This window comes from Anoxybacillus sp. LAT27 (assembly GCF_022030075.1).
Classification (GTDB): Bacteria; Bacillota; Bacilli; order Bacillales; family Anoxybacillaceae; genus Anoxybacillus; species Anoxybacillus kestanbolensis.
Map to the genome: position 1 here is coordinate 20,687 of NZ_JAIWYK010000066.1, position 21,904 is coordinate 42,590.

General features: G+C 40.4%; 23 protein-coding genes and 3 pseudogenes. 13 read left to right on the forward strand and 13 right to left on the reverse strand.

Features of this window, described 5'->3' with window-relative positions; all coding sequences use genetic code 11:
• Positions 1 to 10: 10 nt before the first annotated feature.
• Together LD028_RS05475 and LD028_RS05480 are read right to left on the reverse strand one after the other, a co-directional pair.
• Positions 11 to 754, reverse strand: a complete 744-nt coding sequence (locus LD028_RS05475) for a PmeII family type II restriction endonuclease (protein WP_237811225.1) — start codon at positions 752 to 754, stop codon at positions 11 to 13.
• 77 nt (positions 755 to 831) lie between these two features.
• Positions 832 to 987, reverse strand: a pseudogene (locus LD028_RS05480) (23S rRNA (uracil(1939)-C(5))-methyltransferase RlmD); the annotation flags it as partial.
• 80 nt (positions 988 to 1,067) lie between these two features.
• Between LD028_RS05480 and LD028_RS05485 the strand changes: the two are divergent.
• Both LD028_RS05485 and LD028_RS18135 read left to right on the forward strand, forming a co-directional pair.
• Positions 1,068 to 1,408: pseudogene (locus LD028_RS05485) on the forward strand (transposase); the annotation flags it as partial.
• The gene (locus tag LD028_RS18135; RefSeq protein WP_369334173.1) at positions 1,394 to 1,600 is read left to right on the forward strand and encodes an IS3 family transposase; all 207 of its coding nucleotides are present in this window, start codon (positions 1,394 to 1,396) and stop codon (positions 1,598 to 1,600) included. The pseudogene LD028_RS05485 and the gene LD028_RS18135, both read left to right, overlap by 15 nt.
• Positions 1,601 to 1,767: 167 nt before the next feature.
• Here the strand turns inward: LD028_RS18135 and gnd are convergent, their stop codons facing one another.
• Both gnd and zwf read right to left on the reverse strand, forming a co-directional pair.
• Positions 1,768 to 2,670, reverse strand: a complete 903-nt coding sequence (gnd, locus tag LD028_RS05490; RefSeq protein ID WP_020961355.1) for a phosphogluconate dehydrogenase (NAD(+)-dependent, decarboxylating) — start codon at positions 2,668 to 2,670, stop codon at positions 1,768 to 1,770.
• Between the two features lie 140 nt (positions 2,671 to 2,810).
• Positions 2,811 to 4,268: a glucose-6-phosphate dehydrogenase gene (zwf, locus tag LD028_RS05495; RefSeq protein WP_237811251.1), complete on the reverse strand. Its 1,458-nt coding sequence runs from the start codon at positions 4,266 to 4,268 to the stop codon at positions 2,811 to 2,813.
• Positions 4,269 to 4,860: 592 nt separating this feature from the next.
• On the opposite strand from zwf, the gene hxlR reads away from it, so the two are divergent.
• The 5 genes from hxlR to LD028_RS05520 all read left to right on the forward strand — a co-directional run bounded on the left by hxlR (position 4,861) and on the right by LD028_RS05520 (position 8,554).
• Positions 4,861 to 5,226, forward strand: coding sequence for a transcriptional activator HxlR (gene hxlR / locus LD028_RS05500; protein ID WP_237811227.1), 366 nt, complete (start codon positions 4,861 to 4,863; stop codon positions 5,224 to 5,226).
• Positions 5,227 to 5,589: 363 nt separating this feature from the next.
• Positions 5,590 to 6,447: a carbon-nitrogen hydrolase family protein gene (locus tag LD028_RS05505; protein ID WP_237811228.1), complete on the forward strand. Its 858-nt coding sequence runs from the start codon at positions 5,590 to 5,592 to the stop codon at positions 6,445 to 6,447.
• Between the two features lie 33 nt (positions 6,448 to 6,480).
• Entirely contained in the window at positions 6,481 to 7,167 is a 687-nt protein-coding gene (locus tag LD028_RS05510; RefSeq protein WP_237811229.1) for a GNAT family N-acetyltransferase, read from the forward strand.
• A 5-nt stretch (positions 7,168 to 7,172) separates the two neighbouring features.
• A complete protein-coding gene (locus tag LD028_RS05515) occupies positions 7,173 to 7,844 on the forward strand; it encodes a GNAT family N-acetyltransferase (RefSeq protein WP_237811230.1) in 672 nt (223 codons plus the stop codon).
• Positions 7,845 to 8,002: 158 nt separating this feature from the next.
• Positions 8,003 to 8,554, forward strand: coding sequence for a DJ-1/PfpI family protein (locus LD028_RS05520; RefSeq protein WP_020961363.1), 552 nt, complete (start codon positions 8,003 to 8,005; stop codon positions 8,552 to 8,554).
• 331 nt (positions 8,555 to 8,885) lie between these two features.
• Here LD028_RS05520 and hxlB read toward each other — a convergent pair whose 3' ends face one another.
• Together hxlB and hxlA are read right to left on the reverse strand one after the other, a co-directional pair.
• Positions 8,886 to 9,443 carry a 6-phospho-3-hexuloisomerase gene (gene hxlB / locus LD028_RS05525; RefSeq protein ID WP_237811231.1) on the reverse strand — a complete coding sequence of 186 codons (558 nt, stop codon included), beginning with the start codon at positions 9,441 to 9,443 and terminating at the stop codon, positions 8,886 to 8,888.
• 4 nt (positions 9,444 to 9,447) lie between these two features.
• Positions 9,448 to 10,083 (reverse strand): 3-hexulose-6-phosphate synthase, encoded by a 636-nt coding sequence (gene hxlA, locus LD028_RS05530; protein ID WP_129000804.1) that lies wholly within the window; start codon positions 10,081 to 10,083, stop codon positions 9,448 to 9,450.
• Positions 10,084 to 10,455: 372 nt separating this feature from the next.
• Here hxlA and LD028_RS05535 point away from each other — a divergent pair, with 372 nt between their 5' ends.
• Both LD028_RS05535 and LD028_RS05540 read left to right on the forward strand, forming a co-directional pair.
• Positions 10,456 to 10,884: a DUF4395 domain-containing protein gene (locus tag LD028_RS05535; protein WP_129000805.1), complete on the forward strand. Its 429-nt coding sequence runs from the start codon at positions 10,456 to 10,458 to the stop codon at positions 10,882 to 10,884.
• Positions 10,885 to 11,022: 138 nt separating this feature from the next.
• Positions 11,023 to 11,197 (forward strand): annotated as a pseudogene (locus tag LD028_RS05540) (IS4-like element ISGka3 family transposase); the annotation flags it as partial.
• A 174-nt stretch (positions 11,198 to 11,371) separates the two neighbouring features.
• Here the strand turns inward: LD028_RS05540 and LD028_RS05545 are convergent.
• On the reverse strand, positions 11,372 to 11,725 hold the full coding sequence (locus LD028_RS05545) for an IS110 family transposase (RefSeq protein WP_255707088.1): 354 nt from the start codon (positions 11,723 to 11,725) through the stop codon (positions 11,372 to 11,374).
• A gap of 401 nt (positions 11,726 to 12,126) precedes the next feature.
• Between LD028_RS05545 and LD028_RS05550 the strand changes: the two genes are divergently transcribed.
• Positions 12,127 to 12,717: a hypothetical protein gene (locus LD028_RS05550; protein WP_237811232.1), complete on the forward strand. Its 591-nt coding sequence runs from the start codon at positions 12,127 to 12,129 to the stop codon at positions 12,715 to 12,717.
• Here LD028_RS05550 and LD028_RS05555 read toward each other — a convergent pair.
• The 5 genes from LD028_RS05555 to LD028_RS05575 all read right to left on the reverse strand — a co-directional run bounded on the left by LD028_RS05555 (position 12,696) and on the right by LD028_RS05575 (position 16,887).
• Entirely contained in the window at positions 12,696 to 12,929 is a 234-nt protein-coding gene (locus tag LD028_RS05555; protein ID WP_237811233.1) for a hypothetical protein, read from the reverse strand. The genes LD028_RS05550 and LD028_RS05555 overlap by 22 nt on opposite strands.
• Positions 12,930 to 13,020: 91 nt before the next feature.
• Positions 13,021 to 13,980, reverse strand: a complete 960-nt coding sequence (locus tag LD028_RS05560) for a siderophore ABC transporter substrate-binding protein (protein WP_237811234.1) — start codon at positions 13,978 to 13,980, stop codon at positions 13,021 to 13,023.
• Positions 13,981 to 14,247: 267 nt separating this feature from the next.
• Positions 14,248 to 15,003, reverse strand: a complete 756-nt coding sequence (locus LD028_RS05565) for an iron ABC transporter ATP-binding protein (protein ID WP_237811235.1) — start codon at positions 15,001 to 15,003, stop codon at positions 14,248 to 14,250.
• Positions 14,997 to 15,947, reverse strand: a complete 951-nt coding sequence (locus tag LD028_RS05570) for an iron chelate uptake ABC transporter family permease subunit (RefSeq protein ID WP_237811236.1) — start codon at positions 15,945 to 15,947, stop codon at positions 14,997 to 14,999. The genes LD028_RS05565 and LD028_RS05570 overlap by 7 nt, the downstream gene beginning before the upstream one ends.
• On the reverse strand, positions 15,940 to 16,887 hold the full coding sequence (locus LD028_RS05575) for an ABC transporter permease (protein ID WP_237811237.1): 948 nt from the start codon (positions 16,885 to 16,887) through the stop codon (positions 15,940 to 15,942). The genes LD028_RS05570 and LD028_RS05575 overlap by 8 nt, the downstream gene beginning before the upstream one ends.
• A 1,341-nt stretch (positions 16,888 to 18,228) precedes the next feature.
• Here LD028_RS05575 and LD028_RS05580 point away from each other — a divergent pair.
• From LD028_RS05580 to LD028_RS05590, 3 genes are all read left to right on the forward strand, one after another.
• Positions 18,229 to 19,521 (forward strand): S1 family peptidase, encoded by a 1,293-nt coding sequence (locus LD028_RS05580; protein WP_237811238.1) that lies wholly within the window; start codon positions 18,229 to 18,231, stop codon positions 19,519 to 19,521.
• Between the two features lie 94 nt (positions 19,522 to 19,615).
• Entirely contained in the window at positions 19,616 to 19,978 is a 363-nt protein-coding gene (locus tag LD028_RS05585; RefSeq protein WP_064213870.1) for a DUF3221 domain-containing protein, read from the forward strand.
• A gap of 291 nt (positions 19,979 to 20,269) precedes the next feature.
• Positions 20,270 to 21,202, forward strand: a complete 933-nt coding sequence (locus tag LD028_RS05590; RefSeq protein WP_237811239.1) for a tyrosine-type recombinase/integrase — start codon at positions 20,270 to 20,272, stop codon at positions 21,200 to 21,202.
• 66 nt (positions 21,203 to 21,268) lie between these two features.
• Here the strand turns inward: LD028_RS05590 and LD028_RS05595 are convergent, their stop codons facing one another.
• Positions 21,269 to 21,856, reverse strand: a complete 588-nt coding sequence (locus tag LD028_RS05595) for a TetR/AcrR family transcriptional regulator (RefSeq protein WP_237811240.1) — start codon at positions 21,854 to 21,856, stop codon at positions 21,269 to 21,271.
• Between the last annotated feature and the right edge of the window lie 48 nt (positions 21,857 to 21,904).

Here is a 21,904-nt window from a genome sequence, read left to right on the forward strand (position 1 = left end):
CTTTATATTTTTAACTATCAGCGCTCATCGTTTTCTCAATCTCTTTCGCTAGCTGCTCAACAATCTCCGCAATTAACTTAGAAGAGTCAAACTCTGTTGCAACTTCCCCTATCGCATCTGTTAATCTTTGATAAAAGTTTTCAATACCCGTAAGCCTGTACCAAAACTCTTGTCCGACAATGACAGGATATTCTTGATTAATTTTTTGATAATGACCGCTTAACTGACTAGGTGTACCGTAAAGAATACCAACGACTAAATCAGCGAATCCAATATGAAGATTATTCGTCCTCGCAAGCCTTTTAACACCTAAAAAATGGTTCTTTATCGTTTCTACATCATCTTTATTAATAGTATTGGGTCCTGCTTTTACTTGACAATATTTTCTTCTTCCATCTACTTTATCAATAAATTCAATGTCTATCCCTGCTGTAGTAGAAGCAAAGCTCCCCAGTACTTCACTACAAAATTTTTGGAGTTTATTCCCAAACGTTGTGTTAATAGATGTCCCCAATACCCTTGGATACACTAAAGCCTTTGCAATGCTAACAGGATCGTCATTCCCTGTTAAAAATCTCGCTTTATACTTGTCTAAAAACGGGTTCAAATGGAACTCCTTTAATTTCTTCAACTTTTTTGTATTACGTATATGGCTAGAAGCGATTTCTTTCCTAAAAAATTCTTTCGCTCTTTCAATCATTTCGTTCGATTCTTCTTCACTCAATACATTTACATGTGACGTTTCTCCCGACATTTCCATCCCTCCTACAAACACCCTCTACTTTTATATTAACATTTCTATCCTCCAAAATGTGTTAAAGTAGCATCAATTTATTTGAGTTTTAACTTCGCGGCACTCTCGACATGCGCTGTATGTGGAAAAAGGTCGAACGGTTGAATGTATTCGATGTGATAGTGCTTTGCGAGGGTGTCGATGTCGCGCGCAAGGCTGGATGGATTACAAGAAACGTACACAACTGTTTTTGGCGTGTGATGTTAGTCTAGATTATAGACACAACGAATAGAGAAATGTACAGTAAATCTATCAATGATGAGGGGTGTCTATAATGACAAGACGTTTTGATAAAGAATTCAAAATACATGCAGTAAAATTAGTGGTTGAGGAAGGAAAGGCGGTCGCTCAAACCGCAAGACAACTCGATATTTCGCCAAAAACGCTTCATAAATGGGTAGCAGATTATAAAAAAGATGCTGAGCATAGCTTTGTCGGGAGTGGAAACCTCAAGCCGGAAGATCGTGAAAAGCGTGAACTTCAAAAACGCATCCGTGACCTTGAGGAGGAAAACGCTATTTTAAAAAAGGCCATGAGCATCTTCCCCAAAAAACAGAAGTAATTTATGCATTTATTCATACTCATAGAAAGGAGTTTCGCGTGGCGAAGATATGTGCGGAATCGTTTCACAGCATCATCAAAAAGGAACTGGTTTTTCACGAGACCTTTGCAACAAGGGAAGAAGCCAAACATCGGATCTTTGAATATATTAAGTGTTTTTATAATGCCGAGCGAATTCATTCCGCTAATGAGTACATGTCTCCGATGGCGTATGAGAAGATGCATCAGCAAGGCAAAAAGCAGTGAATTCTTCTCTCCACAAAGTCACGATATAAGGGGCATCTTTCCTCTTGAGGAGGGGAAGGGTTTACCAAACCGTTCTCCTTCTCAAGAGGCCACCAAACGAAGTGCGGTAGTAGGGTTTTAATGTTTTTCTCGATTTTACGTGTCTATTTTCTTGACATAATACCAATTTATTTTTTCTCATTTTTTTCTACAGCATGTCCGCCAAATTCGTTGCGTAAAGCTGCTACTACTTTACCTGTAAATGTATCTGTTTCTAATGAACGATAACGCATCAATAAGGACATAGCGATGACAGGAGTGGCTGTTTGTAAATCTAAAGCCGTTTCGACTGTCCATTTTCCTTCACCGGAAGAATGCATAATTCCTTTGATTTCCTCTAATTTTGCATCTTTAGAAAAGGCGCGTTCTGTTAATTCCATAAGCCATGAACGAATAACCGAACCGTTATTCCATACTCTTGCTACTTTTTCATAGTCATAATCGAATTCGCTTTTCTCTAATATTTCAAATCCTTCACCAATGGCAGCCATCATCCCGTATTCAATCCCATTGTGAACCATTTTTAAAAAGTGGCCGCTGCCTGCTTTTCCTGCATATAAATACCCATTTTCTACAGCCGTATCCCGGAAAAGAGGCTCGACAATGCTCCAAGCTTCAGGATCTCCTCCAACCATGTAGCATGCTCCGTTCCGAGCACCTTCCACCCCGCCAGAAGTCCCGGCATCCATAAAACGAATCCCAGCTTCTTTTAGCTCATTATAACGATGAATCGATTCCTTATAGTGAGAATTGCCGCCATCAATCACGATGTCTCCTTTGTTTAAAAATGGGGTAATCTCACGAATAACCGAATCAACAACATTGTGCGGAACCATGAGCCAAACAATTCTTGGATTTTCTAATGATAAAACGAGTTCCTCTAAGCTTGATACACCTTTAGCGCCGTATTTTTTTATTTCTTCAACCGCATTTGCATTTACATCGAACGCCACTACTTCATGTTTATGGTCAATGAGATTTTTACCTAAGTTTAATCCCATTTTCCCTAAACCGATTAACCCGACTTTCATGTTCATTGCCCTCCTCGAACTGTTTTAACCTTTCGACATTATTCACATTTTACACGTATATATGCACAGCTAATCTATAGTTCCATTTAGAAATGATATTTTCTAATGATGAGAATGAAGTTCGACAAGATCATTCGTAACTACCACCAATTGAATCCGTCCTCTTCCAGTAACCGATGAGAAGCCTCTGGCCCCATTGAACCTGAACGATACGAATGAAGGGGAAGGAGATTTCCCTCAAATGCCTCTAAAACAGGCTGTACCCACTTCCAAGAGAGTTCAACTTCTTTCCAATGAGCAAAGAAAGTCGAATCGCCTCGCAAAGCATCAAAAATTAACAATTCATAGGCTTCAGGTACATTTTTCTCATTAGTTGAAAAATGCATATGAATAGGCTCGATTTTTCCATTGTTTAATATATTTTTACTATTTAATTGCAACGTAACACCCTCATTCGGATTGATTTCAATCACTAAAAGATTAGGAACCGTTTCCTCATTTTTTGGCAAGTACCATTCCTTTAATGGATTTTTAAACTCAATCACAATACGAGTAGATTTTTCCTTCATTCTTTTCCCTGTACGGAGATAAAATGGCACCCCACTCCAAAACTCATCATCAATCCACAAGCGAGCCGCAACAAATGTATCTGTTGTTGAAGAAGCAGCAATTCCAGGCTCTTCTTTATATCCAACAACTGGTTTACCAAAGATTTCTCCAGGACCATATTGGCCGCGAACGACATGTAAACCTACTTCTTCTTTTTGTAATGGGCGAAGAGATTCGATGATTTTTCTTTTTTCGTCACGGATGTCTTTTGCGCTGATCCGTTTTGGCAGGTGCATGGCTGTCATCATCAACAATTGCAGCATATGATTTTGGAACATATCGCGAATGGCCCCTGCCTGGTCATAATACCCCGCTCTCTCTTCTACCCCAACCGTTTCACTAGCCGTAATTTGTACATTCGCTATATACTGATTGTTCCATAACGATTGAAACAAAGGGTTGGCAAATTTTAAAACTTCAAGATTTTGGACCATCGGCTTTCCAAGATAATGATCCACTCGATAAATTTCCTCTTCTTCAAAAGCTTTACTTAACTTTTCATTTAAATGTTGTGCCGATCTCCAATCGTGCCCAAACGGTTTTTCGATCATCAAACGTTTCCAGCCTCTTGCCGATCCTAATCCGCTCTCCTTGATGTTTGAGGCAATCACATCAAAAAACTCTGGCGCAACGGATAAATAAAACATGCGGTTTTCAGGAATATTCAACTCTTTTTCACGCTGTTGAACGATTTCAAGCAGCTTTTTATACTCTTGTACATTTGTTACATCTAAAGAAATATAACGAAACGCACGAAGAAATTCTTCCATTTTGGAACGGTCATTTGTCAAACGTCTAGAAAATGTTTTTAATGAATTTTCCACACGTGTTTGAAATTCGTCATCAGACCATCCTCTTTTGCTTACGCCAATAATGGAAAACGAGTCAGGCATTTTTTGATCGAGAAATAAATTATATAATGCAGGAAAAATTTTTCTTTTTGCTAAATCCCCTGTTGCCCCAAACAAGACAAAGGTCATAGAATCCACTTTTGATTTCACCTCCATCTTTCCAAACAGAAAAACCCCAGATTTCTTCTTGTACTAAAAAAGTAGATAACCACTATAGAAAATACAAAATCCATCATTTTGGACTCTTTTTACGGCCTTCATCTTTTCCGATCGAACTCTTGAGTACAAACGCGATAAAGAAAGATTATCTATGCAAGATAAAAAGATCAGAATTTCAATTAAATCCGATCTTTTTATCTCTCGTAAGAAAATGTAGTGATATTTGTCTTTTCTTCTATTGCTTAGAAGTTCACATTTAGGCCATAAAACGCGGCGATATATAATTTTTCATTTCTTCTACAGATGTTTCACGCGGATTCGTGCTTGTGTATGGATCTTGTCCGGCATTGGCTGCCATTTCATCCACGTGTGCATTGGAACAACTCCCCGGATACCCCATATTCTTGGAGTATATTTGGACCACGATTCATGTTGTCCCCTCCTATGCTTACGTTTTGTTTTACAGAAGCTAGTATAATCCGTATAATCCTATTTTAGAAGTACGCACTTTATTATCATGTAGTGATAAAAAGTATACTATTGGTTTATAATAGAGATGGAGGTGGAATAAATGGGACATGTTTGTGGCAAAATGTATAACTGTGAAAAAGAATTGACACTTGCTGTTATTGGCGGTAAATGGAAAATGCTTATTTTATGGCATCTAGGAAAAGGTGGGACGAAGCGGTTTGGCGAGCTAAAGGCTCTCATGCCGGGGATCACCCAACGAATGCTTGTTAACCAGCTGCGAGAACTGGAAGCAGACCTTATTGTTGAACGCAAAGTCTATCCAGTAGTTCCTCCAAAAGTAGAATATTCACTGACTGAACATGGAAAAAGTCTACTGCCAATTCTCGATGCTATGTATGAGTGGGGTAAAAATTATATGGAGACGGTCGTGAAGGGCCAAGTAAAAATCAATGAGTCCACCAAATAAAAAACGCTCTCTCCTTTAAAAGCTCGAAAACGGCCTTCTCATCTTCCTTTATTTCAATATCGTTATGTTTGCAGAAAGAATGTGTGTTTATTGGAGCGCTAAATCTTATAGAGGCATATAGTCATCAAAAAACGGGCAGCATCTTTATAAATGGTCTGCTGCCCGTTTTTTACGTATATACATTGATGACTCTCCTCACTTAATTCTTTATATTCCCTTTTAGTATACTTTTTTACACTATGTTACATGAAAGTGTGTACTTGTTAAAGCGAATGATGTGCTTAATAATATCAATATCATGGCTATTAATAACATGAATGGGGTAAAATTTTTTAAGACTGATGACAAGAAAGGAGGAGGCTTATGAAACTAAGAGTTTCAGCCGTTCAATATCATCTCCATACGATAAATTCTTTTGAAGAATTTGCTAATCAAGTGGAGCATTATATTAAAACAGCTCAAGAATTTGATGCAGATTTTGTTTTATTCCCAGAATTTTTTACTACTCAGCTCATGTCCATTGGCAATGAACAAGGACAGCCTTTGACGATTCAAGAGCTTCCTGATTTTACTGAACAATATCGGTCTTTATTTATAGATTTAGCAAAGAAGACAAAGATGCATATTATTGGAGGAACACATGTCATCCGTAAAGGTGACCGATTATACAATGTGGCTCATTTGTTCTATCCAGATGGAAGAGTTGCCGAACAGGCAAAGCTCCATATTACTCCTACGGAAGTAAAGGAATGGAACATGTCGCCTGGCGATGATCTACAAGTGTTTGAGACTGAAAAAGGAACGATTGCCATGTTGACGTGCTATGACATTGAGTTTCCAGAAATTGTTCGCATGGCTAAAGCGAGAGGTGCTGATGTTATTTTCTGTCCTTCTTGCACCGATGATCGTCACGGATTCCATCGTGTCCGTTACACAAGCCATGCAAGAGCCATCGAAAATCAAGTCTATGTTGTCACGACGGGTACAGTAGGTTCCCTTCCGACGGTTGACTTTATGCGGGCGAATTTTGGGCAAGCAGCGGTGATTACACCGAACGATATTCCATTCCCTCCGCGCGGCATCTTAGTCGAAGGAGAAATCAATCATGATATGGTTGTAACCGCTGATCTTGATTTAGAACTGTTATATCAAGTTCGCGAAAGCGGTTCCGTCACTACATGGCGCGATCGCCGCACCGATCTCTATCCGGACTGGAAATAAGGTAAGACCAGCGCTCTTAAAGGAGGGAGAAAAATGTATCGAAAAGAATTTTACGTCTTTGACCAAGATCGGCCTGTTCCTGCGGTCATTCGAAATTATGAAGAAAAGGACTTTCCCGGCTTAATCCGCATCCAGCAAGAAAGTTTCCCACCGCCATTCCCATCTGAATTATGGTGGAACACGGAACAGCTGAAAAACCATGTTACTCTCTTTCCAGAAGGAGCCTTATGTGTAGAGGTCGATGGCGAAATTGCTGGATCGATGACAGGGCTGCTTGTTGATTTTGATCCGAATCATCCGGATCATACATGGGAAGAAATTACCGATAATGGATATATTCGCAACCATAATCCAAATGGAAATACGCTCTATGTAGTCGATATTGGCGTGCGCCCTGCTTATCGCAAATTAGGATTAGGAAAATGGCTAATGTTATCCATGTATGAAGTCGTCGTTCAATTGGGATTAGAACGTCTGTTAGGCGGAGGAAGAATGCCCGGCTATCATAAAAAAGCTCATGAGATGACGGCAGAACAATACCTCGAAGCAGTCGTCAAAGGAGAATTAAAGGATCCTGTTATCACTTTCCTGCTTCGCTGTGGCCGTACCCCTGTTCAAGTGGTGGCTAACTATTTAGAGGATGAAGAGTCTTGTAACTACGCGGCGTTGATGGAATGGAAAAATCCTTTTTATACAACAAAATCTGAACAAGGAGAATGATGAACATGGAATATCGGAGAATTACGAGTATTGAAGACCCTTTGTTTAAAAAAATGCACGAATTGATGCAAGAGGTATTTCCTCCTGAAGAAGTATTAGCATTCGATCTTTGGAAAGAGCCTCTTGAAGATCCGGGAATTCGTGTGTGTGTTGCTGTTCATGAAGGGAATGTCGTAGGTGCGACAGAGTACCGCTATTATGAAGATTTAAATGTCGCAATGACAGACTTCACGATCATTGGCCAAGCAGGACTTGGCATCGGCCGATTTTTAGCACAAAAAAGATTAGAGGATTTGAACGCTTGGGCCGCAGAAAACGGAAAACAATTATTTGGCATGTTTGCGGAAATTTATGATCCTTATCGGGTGGAACATTATGAATTTGGCGGAATTAAGCCGATGGATCCATATGTCCGCCGTGAAGTATTGTCTCATCTTGGTTATAAGCGTCTTGATTTCCCTTATGTTCATCCATCCTGGAACAACGATGGAGAGGCTGTAACTGGACTCGACCTTTGTTTCCTTCCGATGGATGATAACGTAAATGAACTTCCAGCGGAGCTTGTTGTGAAGTTTTTGAAACGTTATTATTCTGTCTTATCAAACAAGCCAAAGTCTTGGTATGAAATGGTTGAAAATCTTGAAACCAAAAATACGGTACCTCTTTTAAGCATTTAATGTACTAACATCGTATTCATTTAATTTCAAAAGTCCAAATTCAAAAAACTAAAAAATCCTTTATCAATTCAAATAGTGACAGTACACTTTGTTTATAAAAAGTACCGTGTTAAAATTCTTTCTATAAATATATCATAGTAGTGAAGGAGGTTGTTCATATGAGCAAAAAAGTATTAATTGTTACAGGAGATGCAGTGGAAGCTTTGGAGATTTATTATCCGTATTACCGTTTGTTAGAGGAAGGTTTTGATGTTACAATCGCTGCTCCGAAGAAAAAGAAACTGCATACAGTTGTCCACGATTTCGCTGATTGGGATACTTTTGTAGAAAAGCCAGGCTATCTCATTGATGCACATGCATCGTTTGCAGAAATCGATCCAACACAGTACGATGCGCTCATTATTCCGGGAGGACGTGCGCCAGAATACATCCGCCTCGATGAAAACTTGCCAAAAATCGTACGCCATTTCTTTGAAGCGAACAAACCAGTTGCGGCGATTTGCCATGCTTCACTTGTATTAGAAACCCTTCCTGATATTATGAAAGGGCGCAGCATGACCGCATACATTGCCTGCAAGCCAGGTGTAGAAGCAATTGGCGCCAACTATGTATCTGAGCCAACTCATGTTGATAACAATTTCGTATCCGCTCATGCATGGCCAGATTTACCAGCATTCATGCGCGAATTTATTAAGTTATTAAACAAGTAAAATCGTTTGTTAAGGCGTTCTCCTATGGGGACGCCTTTTTGGTTTAAACGACATGTTGCACTGATTGTCGATGATTAACACAAAGATTCATGAGCAGTTTTTACTTCTCAATCTAACACGAAGGCGTATTCTCATGAAAAGGTAAGACATCTCATACTCCTGAGCGTGACAGGCGTGACTCTAATGAAAAGACCGCAAAACGCTTCCTTTAAGAAACGCTTTGCGGCCTTTTTGTTCTTTGTTTATTGAGGTGAAAATTCAGTTTGATCAATTACTTGAATTAGTTTAAAATTTTGGTTAGGACTTAAAATGGTGATTAGGACTCCTTACGCTATTCAAGATTGGCATGTCTTTTAAACATCGTATTGGAGTCCAATCCTTTTTTCTCCATGCATCTCAATATGATCGCATCATAGAATAATAAGAGAGTTTGCTCAAATAGTGAGCCCATTGGCTGGATCGTTTTATATCCGCTGTCTGATTGGTCTTTCGGTGAACCAGGTAATTTAACAGTGATATCAGCTAATTGTCCGATGGTTGATTCAGGGAAAATCGTAACAAGCGCTACTGTCGCGCCTAAGCGTTTAGCTTTCTCAGCCATGGAAACTAACGTTTTCGTTTCTCCTGAACCGGAGCCGATGATTAAAATGTCATCTTTTCCCAGGTTAGGGGTTATCGTTTCTCCTACTACATAGGCGTCTAAACCCATATGCATCATTCGCATCGCAAAAGATTTGGACATAAATCCAGATCTGCCTGCACCAGCTACAAAAATCTTCTTTGCCTCAAGAATCCCCTTTACCAATTTTTCAGCTTCTTCATCAGCGATTAAATCGACTGTGCGATTTAACTCTTGTATGATTTCCGCTAAATATTGTGTAGTCTGCATAATTTCATTCACCTTGTTGGATCATTTTTTTCATTTCAGCAGCTGCAGCTCGTTTATCTTTTTGTCCGGTAATACCGCCGCCGACAACGACAAGATCCGGTTTTGCTTTAATGACTTCTGGCAGCGTGTCTAATTTAATGCCGCCAGCGATGGCTGTTTTCGCATTTTTTACAACACGCTTAATTGTGTGAAGTTCTTCAAGAGAATCTTTTCCGACTGCTTGAAGATCGTATCCTGTGTGTACACAAATATAGTCTACACCAAACTCATCCACTTCTTTAGCGCGTTCTTCTAAATTTTTAACACCGATCATGTCAACCAAGATTTTTTTGCCTTGTTTTCTAGCTTCTTCAACGGCCCCCTTGATTGACATATCTTCAGCAACTCCAAGGATCGTGATAATGTCCGCGCCAGCTTCGGATGCTTTCATGACTTCATATGCAGCCGCATCCATGATTTTTAAGTCGGCTAGAACGGTTAAATGAGGAAATGCTTCTTTAATTTCCTTAACAGCTCTCAGGCCTTCATTAATAATAACAGGAGTACCGATTTCTACAATATCCACATACTCCTCAACTTCTTTCACAAGCTCTTTTGCTTCGGGAATATTTACAAGATCCAATGCTAATTGTAGTTGCATGAATTCTTCCCCCCTAATAAAAGTTTATTGTTTTTGCACATATCACTTGTGCAGCAATCAGTATACTATGTATGATTTCTTTTCGAAAGTACGCACTTTATTTTTACATAGTGTTAAAAAGTATACTATTGGATATGATCATTTCATTCTCGGAACACCTGTCTTCCTTTTCAAAATGTGCCTAACAACATCTGACCGATGCGTATGTCGAAACACGAAATTCTCTCCTTTCCTCTTCAACCGCACTAATATGTACTTTCTTTCGCCATTTTGCAATAAATCCTCATTTTTTCAAAGACGTTCATTGACTTCACAAAATGACAAAACAGTAGTAAAATTCATATAATCATATAAGAAAGGTAGGAATAAACAATGAAAGAAACGAACCGTTCAATCCCCCGTCCGCTTGTAAGAGCCAATCAATGGTTTATTGTTGTTAGTGTTGTTGCAACATGGCTGTCAGGACAAGAATGGTTGCTTGCTTTTCCATTAGCTGCTGGATTGCTTGGATTATTCTTTGATTTTAATCCTGTTATGCGGTTGGCAAAGTTGTTTTTAAAGAAGCATCCTTCTGAGTATGTCCCAGAAGACGCCGAGCAGCAGCAGTTTAATCAAGTCATTGCTGTCATCTGCCTTTCTGCCGGCTTAATAAGTTACTTAGCTGACTGGATGGTCGTTGCCTATATCTTCACAGCGATGGTCGCGTTAGCAGCATTTGTCGCTATCCTCGGATTTTGTATCGGATGTTTTATTCGTTATCAATGGCAACAATACCGCTATAAAAAAGCCTCTAATCATTAGTGTCGTACAAAAATAGGGGCTGACCTGGTTCCTGTAAAGTGTCATACCCCACAGCTGTGTATTAAATAGACACTTTATGAGTGAAGTGACCCTGTCTACTTGACAGGGGTCACTTCAGTCTTAGAAAGGGTGGTTTTTTTGAAGACGTCCTTATCTCTCCAAGAAGAATGGCATTGTTTTTTTAGACGGATTAAGAAGCGTGTTATCGTGCGAAGAACTTGAACATATGGCCCGAGATCATCAATTTATTCAACGAAAGGGGAAATTACGCGCCCATGATTTCGTGGCGCTTTGCACATTTCTCCAGGAAGGATGGAAATGCTAATTTAACTATGTACAAAAATGATTGTTTAAAGCTATATAGTTTCTCTCATTGCTTTAGGTCAACTTTACATGGAGAGGCGGGCATGATAGCCTTGTTAGGCGGAACCAGCTATTGATATTGCTGGCTTCTTGGCTCGTAAGTCATGCCCATAGAGGCTCCATGTCAAGTTATTACTATCCACCACTTAATAACATAATTATCCATAAAATCATTTTTGTACATCACTATACAATCAAAATTGTGCATTCTTATTTTGACATTTACAGCCAAGGTAATGTCAAAGTAGTCCTCTAAAATGTTAAAGACCGGTTTCCAGTAAACCCCCGTACTCTCCATCGCTAGATGAGTGATTTCTCGATCCTCGAGCCATTTCAGGAGGCGAAATAAGTTTTTTGTAAACGTCGAAAGCGTTTCGATCTCTTTTTGAATGTGGTCTTCTTCTCCCCAAAGCGCACAAACGACAATCGTTTTGGCATGAACATCTAAACCTGCGCAACGATGATAAAGCGCATCCATGATTCTTACTCCTTCCATTGATGAATTCGCAAACAGTAAGTCCACTTGTTCGTTAGGCATTTTTCTGTTCGTAGTCACCTTTTCCGAATGAAAAGGGCTTACAATGGGTGGAACACCAAATGGACTCAAACAGTTTTTTGTACAGGGTCGAACCACCATTAAAAAGCACGTCTTTCCCAACTATTTGCGTTCATCCTCCATTATGGAAGGAGAGATGGATTTTCATGCTTGGGTGGGAGTAAAATTTACCCATGGATGTTTTTTATGAAAATTTTTTAGAAAAAAGGGGAAAATATCGTTAGGTTTGTGAATTCGTTTCCGCGTCTGATGAAGCGAACAAATGGGCTTGTGGGAAATTGATTTCATTGAAACATTGATGCTTGAAGGAGAGTGGAAATGGAATGAAAAGAATGTGGATTTCCTTTGCTGTAGTGATGATGTTCATCATCCCGACAGGAGCATTTGCGGCGCATGAGAAAACAACTTTCGAACAGGAAAATGCAGAAGAAGTGATGGGGCAGGCATTCGCTGGGCATATGTTCAAACACGGGGAATTAGATGAACAAAAATGGATGGGGATAGTTAGAAAATATACGCCAGACCAAGCGAATGAATGGCAAAAGGTGCTTGACGAGCGGAAAGCGCTAAGAAAACAAATACAAGATGAACAAGTAAAGCGGGCATTAAAGGCAAAATGCGAGGAAATAAAAAAGAAGAGAGAAGTAGCGTTTGACCAATTAATCGACCGTTTGGCTAACAAAGAAATAACGAGAGAGCAATTTAAGCAAGAATGGAAAAAATTACACAAAAAGAAAAAGTGGATGTCAAAAGAAGAAAAGCAAAAAATACGCGAGCTTCATCACAAAACATATGAAGCGATGAAAGAAAACGATAAAGAGGCGCTTGCTGCAATTCTGCCGCAATGGCTGGAGCATATGAAAAAAGAAAATGAACGGTTGGCAAAATGGATTCAAGAAGCGACGCAAAGATAATATAATGTAGAAAAAAGACCGTGTGTTGATGCACGGTCGTTTTTTATAAAGGGGAAAATAGTTATGGGATATCCGATTATACTTATCGAACAGTGCCAGGCACTGTTCGCCAGTTCTTTCGCCACCGTTTCATAGCCCATGCCCTCTTTCAAATATAAATCCACAGCTTTCTTTTTAAACTTTACATCATAGGTTTTTCGTATTTCCCCCATAGAAAAATCCCCTCCATAATAGACAGATTAATTCGCTTTCTTTTTTCTGTCTACTATAAGGGGATCATATCACCTAAGCCCGCCTGTCCTTTTATTTCAATCCTTCTTCCACCTGTTTGATCATTTCCGACACCGACGTCAATCCGCCGCCTGAGAGATACCAATAATTTGGATTCAAGTAGACAATGTGGCCGTTTTGATATGCTTTCGTCTTTTTCACAAGCGCATTTTCAATCGTTTGCTTCGCTGTCGGCTTTCCTTCTACAACGGCGTCGCGGTCAATGACAAACAAGTAATCCGGGTTTTTCTCGGCAATGTACTCAAATGATACGCTTTGTCCATGAGAATTCGTCACTTTCAAATTCGGGTCTGCGGCTGGCACGCCGAGCACATCATGGATGAGCCCAAAGCGCGAACCTTTGCCGTACGCACTCACTTTCCCACCGGTCGTCAAAATGATCAGCGCTTTTTTGTCTGCAGCCTTTGTCTTCACTTCTTCGATTTGTTTTTCAATATTGGCCAGTTCCTCATCTACTTCTTTTTCTTTGCCAAACATTTGCCCGATCAGCTTCATATTGTTTGTAAATGAATCCCAATAATGTTGAGTGTCAATCCCTATATACACGGTTGGGCCAATCTCTTTCAACTTGTCATACAAATTTGCTTGACGACCGGAAATAAAAATGACATCCGGCTTGATTTCGCTCAATTTTTCAAAATCCGGCTCCATCAAGCTGCCGACGTTTTGGTAGTCGCTGCTTTTATATTTCTCCAAGTATTTCGGCACGTTCATCTGGGGCAAAGCTGTCACCTTCACCCCTAGTTTATCAAGGGTGTCCAGCACTCCAAAATCAAAGACAACCACTTTCTCTGGATTTTTCTTGACTTTCGCCTCTCCAAGCTGGTGCTTGATCGTCATTTCCTCGGCTTGTTCCGTTTTCTTCTCGTCATTCTTCCCACTTGCTCCGTTGCTTGTATTCTCCTTATTGCCGCAAGCAGCCAGTACAATGAGAAGCAAAGCAACCACTACCATCAGCCAACGCTGTTTCATTGGCTATACCCCCCTTTGGAAATTCAAATTATATGTTGACGGCTTTCGTATTCACTCGACAAGGGGCGCCCTTTCTTGCCGATGTCAACATGAAAGCCGGCTCAACCATTTTTTACTTAATTGGAATCTCCTTCATATACTTGACTTTAATCGCGTCTCCCCGTCCCATGTTTGAATCCGAGACGGAGCTCTTCACCAAGCATGCCCATAGGCTTCCACAGCCCGCTTTTTCACTAGTCAAGATGGACGCTTTCTCATGGGAAATTGCTAAAAATACACACAGATGCGCCGATTTTCAATCGTCTGCACGCGCACATCCAAATCATAAATGCCGCGAAGCACTTCATCGCGCATGATCGATGAAACATCCCCTTCACAGACGACCGCCCCATCTTTTAACGCGACCATATAATCGGAGTAACAGGAGGCAAAGTTAATATCGTGCATCACCATCACGATCGTTTTGCCAAGCTCATCGACCAGCTTGCGCAACACTTTCATCATTTGCACGGCGTGTTTCATATCCAAATTGTTCAATGGCTCGTCCAAGAAAATATAATCCGTATCTTGCGCCAACACCATCGCGATATAAGCTCTCTGCCGCTGTCCGCCGCTCAACTCGTCCATATAGCGGTCTTGCAATGGCTCCAACTCCATATAGCGGATCGCCTCACGCACATGGTCGCGATCTTGGCGCGTCAAGCGGCCGCGCGAATACGGAAAGCGACCGAACGACACCAATTCGTGTACCGTCAAGCGAGCCGCAATGTGGTTGGATTGCTTCAAAATGGAAATTTTTTTCGCCAACTCTTCTGTCCGATAACGAGCAATTTCCTTTCCTTCAATCCAGATTTCTCCGCCATCTTTTGGAATTAAGCGGCTCATCATGGACAAAAGCGTGCTTTTCCCCGCCCCGTTCGGGCCAACGAGCGATGTGAGCTTGCGGTGTGGAACAGATAAAGATACACGGTCAATCACGGTCTTCCCACCGTATCGCTTCAATACTTGTTTCACCTCTACCATGCTTTTCGCTCCTTTAACAAAAGGTATAGAAAATAGATGCCTCCGACCATGTTGACAATGACAGACAACGTCGTCGAAAAGGTGAACACTCGCTCGACTACCAGCTGGCCGCCAACGAGGGCGATGATGCCGAACAGCGCCGCTCCTGCAAGCAAATAACGATGTTCATACGTTTGAAAAAACGCATACGCCACATTGGCGACTATCAATCCGAAAAACATGATGGGACCAACAAGCGCGGTCGAAATCGACACCAACACCGCCACAATCATCAGCAGCCGTTTGACGACCGTTTCGTACGCCACGCCTAAATTGATCGCATGATCTTTGCCGAGCGACAGCACGTCCAACTCGTGAAGATGACGGTATGTATACAATGTCGCAGCCGCAATGAGCAGGCCTGCCGGCCAAAGCAAGTCTGTTTTTATATTGTTGATGCTCGCAAACATTCGATCTTGAATGACGGAAAATTCATTTGGGTCAATCAAATATTGCATGAAAGACGTCAAACTTTGGAAAAACGTACCGAGAATCATCCCAACAAGCAAGATGAAATATAAATTTTGCCCTTCACGGCGAAACAAAAACGCATACAATAAAACTGAAAAACCGATCATCGACCCAGCAGACAAGAGAAAGTGCAAGGTGTTGCCCATCATGGTCAACGTCGTCGAACCGAACAAAAACACCATAGCAGTTTGTACAAGCATATAAACGGAATCAAGCCCGATAATGCTTGGAGTTAAAATACGATTATTGGTCATTGTCTGAAATAAGACGGTCGAAACCGCCCCCGCCCAACCGACAAGCACCATCGCGACAATCTTTTCGCTCCGCGAGCGCAACACATAGTCAAAATCCCCTCGCAAGTGTGTAAACAAAAACAACACGATCAATCCGAGCGCCAATACCACGAGCACAACCACTTTCATCCGATTAGACATACTGCTTCGTTCTCCTTACGAGCAAATATAAAAAGACACCGCTTCCGATTACTCCAACCGTCAAGCCGATCGGAATTTCGTATGGATAAATGGCAACTCGGCCAAATACATCGCAAATCAGCACAAACAAAGCGCCAAATATGGCTGTCAACGGTAATACTTTGCGCAAATGATCCCCATAATACATCGTGACGATGTTCGGAACGATCAGCCCTAAAAACGGCAGCGTCCCAACCGTCAACACCTCAACAGCAGAAACAACAGCGACAATGAGGAGACCAATGTAGACAATCGAACGGTAGCGAACCCCTAAGTTCGTCGCCATCTCCTCCCCCATGCCGGCGATCGTAAACCGATTGGCGTATACATAAGCGATTGCCATGAGCGGAACGCTCACATACAGCATTTCATAACGTCCTTGCATCATAACGGAAAAATCGCCGTGCATCCATGCGGACATTGATTGAATCAAATCATATTTATAAGCCAAAAACGTCGTGACAGAACCGACAATATTGCCAAACATCAAGCCGATGAGCGGAATAAAGATCGAATCTTTGTACTTCACACGATCCAAAACCGTCATAAACAGCAGCGTCCCCACAAACGCAAACACAACGGCAATAGCCGCCTTCACAAGCGGCCCTGCGGCAGCGAATGCAATCATGGACACCAACAGGCCAAGCCGCGCCCAATCCATCGTTCCCACCGTCGTCGGCGACACAAATCGGTTTTGGCTCAACTGCTGCATGATCAAGCCGCAAATGCTCACGCTTGATCCAGCAATCAGAATGCTGATGAGCCTCGGCAAGCGACTGATCAAAAACACTTCCCACGCCTCACGGTCGCCGGCAAACAGCTCGCGAGGCGATAAATCATGCACCCCGACAAACAATGATGCCGCAGCCAAAACAACAAGAAGCACCATCCATTTTTTCATGTTTTCTCATCCTGTCTTCCGTTCTATCCCATCATACAAGTCGAATGACGATGCCATGTCCAGACTCAATTGCTTTACAGGCACAATTATGATATTGATTATCTTTCCCAATTAAAAAGATAAATTCTGCTTGTGTTGAGAAGCAACTAGCACCGCCAAGATGGCTGGCATCTCCTCAATCGCTGTTCTTTTCAAGTCAAGCCATTCTGTCCGCATGCGGCCACCACATCTCACTCCATTCTTTTGAAAACCATGTTCCTGCCCAAAACCTGAAAAGAGAGGGATTATCATTTTCACATTTCATATTTTAATTGATAAAAATTATCATTGTCAATATTTTTCATCATTTTTTTCTGTTTTCTTATTTTTTCTTCATTTATCGACAAAAATAAGGTTCTCTTTCGTTTGAGACACCCTTCCTCTAGAAGGACGATGGCGGGCAAAAGAGGGGCGAAATACATTCAGCCTTCTAAAATTCCTGCACCTCTCGAGGTCGCCAATTTCGGCGCAGCATCCATAGGCGAACAGTGCCAGGCACTGTTCGCCTGGAGTAACGAAGGCTGGAAAACCTCGGCTCTTCCCCCCCCTTACCGTCCTGAATATGAAGCGATGACGATGTTGAAGCAAAGGGGAATCGTGAAAAAAGAAAGGATATGATCAACGGATGCTAACCAATCATTCAAACGCTGTCAGGAAAGATTATGGAGTATCCAAAGATGAACGTGAGCTTCATAAAACTGTGAATGAATGCATTGGGTTCATGGATGGTTAGGTTCATGGTCGAGGCCAGATCAATTTATGCGAAGTTTACATAAAATAATGAGGGGGCAATGAAATGGACGATAGAAGAATGCTAATCGATTTGAAGGATATGCTTCGAGAGAAAACAAAAAAATTGAGTGGTTGAATAGCGAAAATGAGTGACTGAAGAAAGATATTGAAGCGTTAAAGCTGGAATTAGAATCCGAGAAGAAATGGCTTAGGGTGACTGTGGGGGCATAGAGGCGCAAGGCCTAGAGGAAAGATGGAAAACGAGAATGCTTGAGGGAAGAATATCACCATGAACGACAATTGCATTATAAAGTGTATGTGGTAAAGGATATTCCGAAAGATTTGTATATAGAAGAAGTCTGTCTTACTCTGAAAGAAACATTTTTTACCGACAGTTTACCCATATCGTTTTTTAAGATGTGATTACTCTACAAGGTATGAAGGTTGGTTAGCTGAGAAAATTTTAATAATATTTCTAATTTAACTTGAATTTATTTATGAAAAAATAATATAATTTGTATTAAAATTATATATATTAAATATTTTTCAAAAAATATGAGAGGTGTTTTTATGTTAAGAAAATTAGAATTTTTGCTTACTATCTTTATTTCGTTCCTTATCTTATTCCCGTCTATTTCTGTAGGTGCGACTAATATTGGCAAAGAACCATTATCTATGGTTCCTGAATCTGCATTACCGGTATTAGAAACTCAAAATAATGAATTGGCAGAAGTACATAGGTCAATAGAAAATATTTTTGGTAGTGTAGAGTCTTTTTATGAATACGGAACCCTCTATCTCAAAAAAGATGGTTCTATTGTTATCGGAATCAATAAAGAGGATAGTAAGATAAAAGAATTTAAGGAAAAAATTAAATCTGTTTCATCAAGCAATAAAGTACAGTGGAAAAAAATTGACTATAGCACTAGTAGTTTGATTAAAATTGCAGAAAAAGTACAAGCAGATTTGGAAAAGCGTAAAGAAGAAAAGTCAATAGCAGAACAAACTACTATTGTTAGTGTTGACGAAGTGAACGGAAAAGTTGTTCTTGAGGTAGAGTCAATATCAGAACATATACAAAAACATTTTGAAAATCAATTTGGAGACATTTTGGTTATTAAACAAGGAATATCAGCTCATCCAGAAATTTCAAGAGAGAGAAACTGGACAAAATTAGGAGGAGGAATAGCTTTAAGTGATTATGGAGATCCTTTTGGAGTTTGTACTTCAGCAGGAATAGGAGAAAAAGATTCTAGATACTTTCTTATTACAGCTGGTCACTGTTTAAATGGTGATAAAAGTGGAGCCTATCAATATGATGTACGCGTTGGTACAGATCATACCGTAGGCAATTGGAATGGAATTGATGTCGGTTTAATTCTACTAGATAGCACAAACGAGTTGAGTCCAAGGTATGTAACAAATTATTTTTATTGGCATGCAGAAGACAATGACGACTATGATAAGAGAATCGAGGGCATAGGCACTTATTATTATAGCGGTATGTATTTATGTAAATCAGGGAATACAACTGGGGTTACATGTGGCTACCTTGAAAGTACTAGTTATAAATATGTAGACTATGCTGGTGACCAGTATGGAAGTCAAAAATTGTTAAAGATTAATAATGATAATAATACAGGCATTTTGAATTATTCATCTGGTGGTGACAGTGGAGCCATCGTGTTTGATCCTTATGCATTCTTAATTTATGGTATTCATTCTGGTGGGGAAAGTCCTGATGGAAGTACAAATCCTACCTATGGTTTATTCACAAAAATCACTGATGTAATGAACATGTATTCTACTCCTTCTGCGAGCTTCTCTATATATATAAGTGATACAAATGTAAGATTTGACTAAAAGTTTTATTAGATTTTATAGAGCGTTTTGATTTTTTTGAAATTGTTTTTTAATACTAAAACTAATCTCTATTAGTTCTGGTCAGGGGGTAGCTATGAAAAAGAAACTTCTTTGGTTTCCAATCCTATTATTGTTAATTTCTTGTTCTAAGAATGAAACAGGAAAAGAATCATCTGATTTTGTTTTATTTGAAGGGTATGTAGCGTTAAAGAAAGAGTATAACGGTAAAAGACTATTGGTTATTAATGATATTACCAAAGAGGATATCAGTAGTATGTCTCAGGACGAAATACTTAAATATGCAGCTAATCATGATAGCTTTTTATTCTATGTTGATGAGGAATATTATAAGAATATAAATGTTGGTCAAAAAATTAGAGTTTGGTATACCCCACCTGTGCAAGAGTCTAAAATTTTACAGGTTGGTGCAGAAAAGATTGAGGTGATAGATAATTAAACTAACTAAACTCACAAGTTTTCATAGCTATCCTTCTTTACAAAGGAGAAAATAAATACAACATAATAGCCAATATGTTGCATTCAACGATATCTGACAAAACGAGGCGAGGTGTTTCCTCGTCTTTTTGTGCACTATTTTATATGATTTAACTGGTCATATAATTTACATTATATGACGAACCATCCATTCTTTTTTATGATATACTCGTCATATAATGTTATTTTTCATATCCGTTATTTTGGAAAAAAATCGTTTTTAACTCGCCGTATAAGTGAAAGGGTGAAAAAGATGCTCAACGAGTATGTCGTTTACTTGCAAGAAAAAGGCGCTTCCAAAAATACCATTATTTCCTATATGAACGATTTAAACATATTTTTTCATGATTTACATATCCGTCCAGATGATTATGTCACGCCGGCTGACATCCGCAAATGGATCCAACACATGTTGAATCCGGCAGAAGGAAAACCGCTGGCGATCTCCACGATCAACCGTCGCCTCAATTCACTGCGCAGCTTTTATGCGTGGGCAGTTGAGCGCCATTACATCGAGCAAAATCCGATGAAGGATATTCAAGATTTGAAAACGGCTGATGAAGACCACGAAAAAATCATGTGGCTTACCGAAGAAGAATTCGAGGACTTGCTGCAGCGGATGCGGAAAAAACCAGTCCGCAGCAGAGGGGTCGATCCGGAGGAAAAGTACCGCCGCGACCGCGCGGTAGTGTATTTGCTTACCTATGCGGGATTGCGGGTCGAAGAGCTGTCCAATTTAAAATTAACGGACTTGGATTTAGAAATGAAACGGATTCGCATTGTGGGAAAAGGGATGAAAGTGCGAACGGTGCCGATCTCCAACATCCTGCTGGCTGAGCTGGAGGATTGGTTGAAGTTTCGCGCGGAAATGGCGAAAAAGAAGCCGCATGTCGCCGAGTCTCCATACGTCTTTTACAGCCAGCGCTCGCCGAAGTTTTCCGTAAGGGGCATCCAGCGCATGATCGAAAGCTACAGCTTGCCGAATAAAAAACTGACGCCACATATGTTCCGCCATACGTTTTGCAAGTGGATGCTAAAGGCGACGAACAATGACATTGAGAAAGTACGGCGGCTTGCCGGCCACAGCAACATCGCCACAACATCGCGGTATTTGAAAGGCGAACAGTGCCAGGCACTGTTCGCCTATGGTTCCTGTAAAGTGTCATACCCCACAGCTGTGTATTAAATAGACACTTTATGAGTGAAGTGACCCTGTCTACTTGACAGGGGTCACTTCAAAGAAGGGTTTTCTTTATTTTAAATATTTTAAAATAACATCATAACAAGTATTTTTATAAAACTCATGAAGATGATCCTCATCACGCATTAACCACTGAATGAGACATCCATCGATGATCGAGCGAATCATTTTGGAAGCTGTATCCGCCTGAATGTCCGCTGAAAAGGTTCCTTCCTTTTGTCCAAGTGCAACAATGTCGCGTCCGATTTTCCAACAGTTTTCGTAAAACTTGAGATTAATTTGCCGATATTGTGGATTTCGGCTGGCTTGTGCGATAAAGTCAAGATACACTTTATAAAACTTTTTATTCTTTTCTGGATCGATAAACACCGAATGAATGTATGCCTCTAACTTTTCGATCGCCGTTGTTTTCTCGCTAACTGCTTTATGCTCATGTTGATAAATCCGATCCGTCACCCATTCCAGCAAGCTTAAAAAAACATCTTCCTTATTTTCAAAATAATAATTCGTAACCCCTTTGCTTACACCTGCATAATCCGCGATATCTTGCAATGTCACCGTTTCGTATCCTTTATCGGAAACCGCTTGAAAAGCAGCCCTTAAAATTTGCTCTCGCCTTTCTTCTGCCTTTTTCTTCATCCAATCCACCCCTCAAACTTCGATCATAACGACATTATACATGAATTT

Excerpts from the sequence above, each read along its gene's own strand:
- LD028_RS05475 (WP_237811225.1), bottom strand. The coding sequence starts at position 754 with ATGTCGGGAGAAACGTCACATGTAAATGTATTGAGTGAAGAAGAATCG.
- gnd (WP_020961355.1), bottom strand. The coding sequence starts at position 2,670 with ATGAAAGTCGGGTTAATCGGTTTAGGGAAAATGGGATTAAACTTAGGT.
- hxlR (WP_237811227.1), top strand. The coding sequence starts at position 4,861 with ATGGGACATGTTTGTGGCAAAATGTATAACTGTGAAAAAGAATTGACA.
- LD028_RS05505 (WP_237811228.1), top strand. The coding sequence starts at position 5,590 with ATGAAACTAAGAGTTTCAGCCGTTCAATATCATCTCCATACGATAAAT.
- LD028_RS05510 (WP_237811229.1), top strand. The coding sequence starts at position 6,481 with ATGTATCGAAAAGAATTTTACGTCTTTGACCAAGATCGGCCTGTTCCT.
- LD028_RS05515 (WP_237811230.1), top strand. The coding sequence starts at position 7,173 with ATGGAATATCGGAGAATTACGAGTATTGAAGACCCTTTGTTTAAAAAA.
- LD028_RS05520 (WP_020961363.1), top strand. The coding sequence starts at position 8,003 with ATGAGCAAAAAAGTATTAATTGTTACAGGAGATGCAGTGGAAGCTTTG.
- hxlB (WP_237811231.1), bottom strand. The coding sequence starts at position 9,443 with ATGCAGACTACACAATATTTAGCGGAAATCATACAAGAGTTAAATCGC.
- hxlA (WP_129000804.1), bottom strand. The coding sequence starts at position 10,083 with ATGCAACTACAATTAGCATTGGATCTTGTAAATATTCCCGAAGCAAAA.
- LD028_RS05535 (WP_129000805.1), top strand. The coding sequence starts at position 10,456 with ATGAAAGAAACGAACCGTTCAATCCCCCGTCCGCTTGTAAGAGCCAAT.
- LD028_RS05545 (WP_255707088.1), bottom strand. The coding sequence starts at position 11,725 with ATGGATGCGCTTTATCATCGTTGCGCAGGTTTAGATGTTCATGCCAAA.
- LD028_RS05550 (WP_237811232.1), top strand. The coding sequence starts at position 12,127 with ATGAAAAGAATGTGGATTTCCTTTGCTGTAGTGATGATGTTCATCATC.
- LD028_RS05555 (WP_237811233.1), bottom strand. The coding sequence starts at position 12,929 with ATGGGGGAAATACGAAAAACCTATGATGTAAAGTTTAAAAAGAAAGCT.
- LD028_RS05560 (WP_237811234.1), bottom strand. The coding sequence starts at position 13,980 with ATGAAACAGCGTTGGCTGATGGTAGTGGTTGCTTTGCTTCTCATTGTA.
- LD028_RS05565 (WP_237811235.1), bottom strand. The coding sequence starts at position 15,003 with ATGGTAGAGGTGAAACAAGTATTGAAGCGATACGGTGGGAAGACCGTG.
- LD028_RS05570 (WP_237811236.1), bottom strand. The coding sequence starts at position 15,947 with ATGTCTAATCGGATGAAAGTGGTTGTGCTCGTGGTATTGGCGCTCGGA.
- LD028_RS05575 (WP_237811237.1), bottom strand. The coding sequence starts at position 16,887 with ATGAAAAAATGGATGGTGCTTCTTGTTGTTTTGGCTGCGGCATCATTG.
- LD028_RS05580 (WP_237811238.1), top strand. The coding sequence starts at position 18,229 with ATGTTAAGAAAATTAGAATTTTTGCTTACTATCTTTATTTCGTTCCTT.
- LD028_RS05585 (WP_064213870.1), top strand. The coding sequence starts at position 19,616 with ATGAAAAAGAAACTTCTTTGGTTTCCAATCCTATTATTGTTAATTTCT.
- LD028_RS05590 (WP_237811239.1), top strand. The coding sequence starts at position 20,270 with ATGCTCAACGAGTATGTCGTTTACTTGCAAGAAAAAGGCGCTTCCAAA.
- LD028_RS05595 (WP_237811240.1), bottom strand. The coding sequence starts at position 21,856 with ATGAAGAAAAAGGCAGAAGAAAGGCGAGAGCAAATTTTAAGGGCTGCT.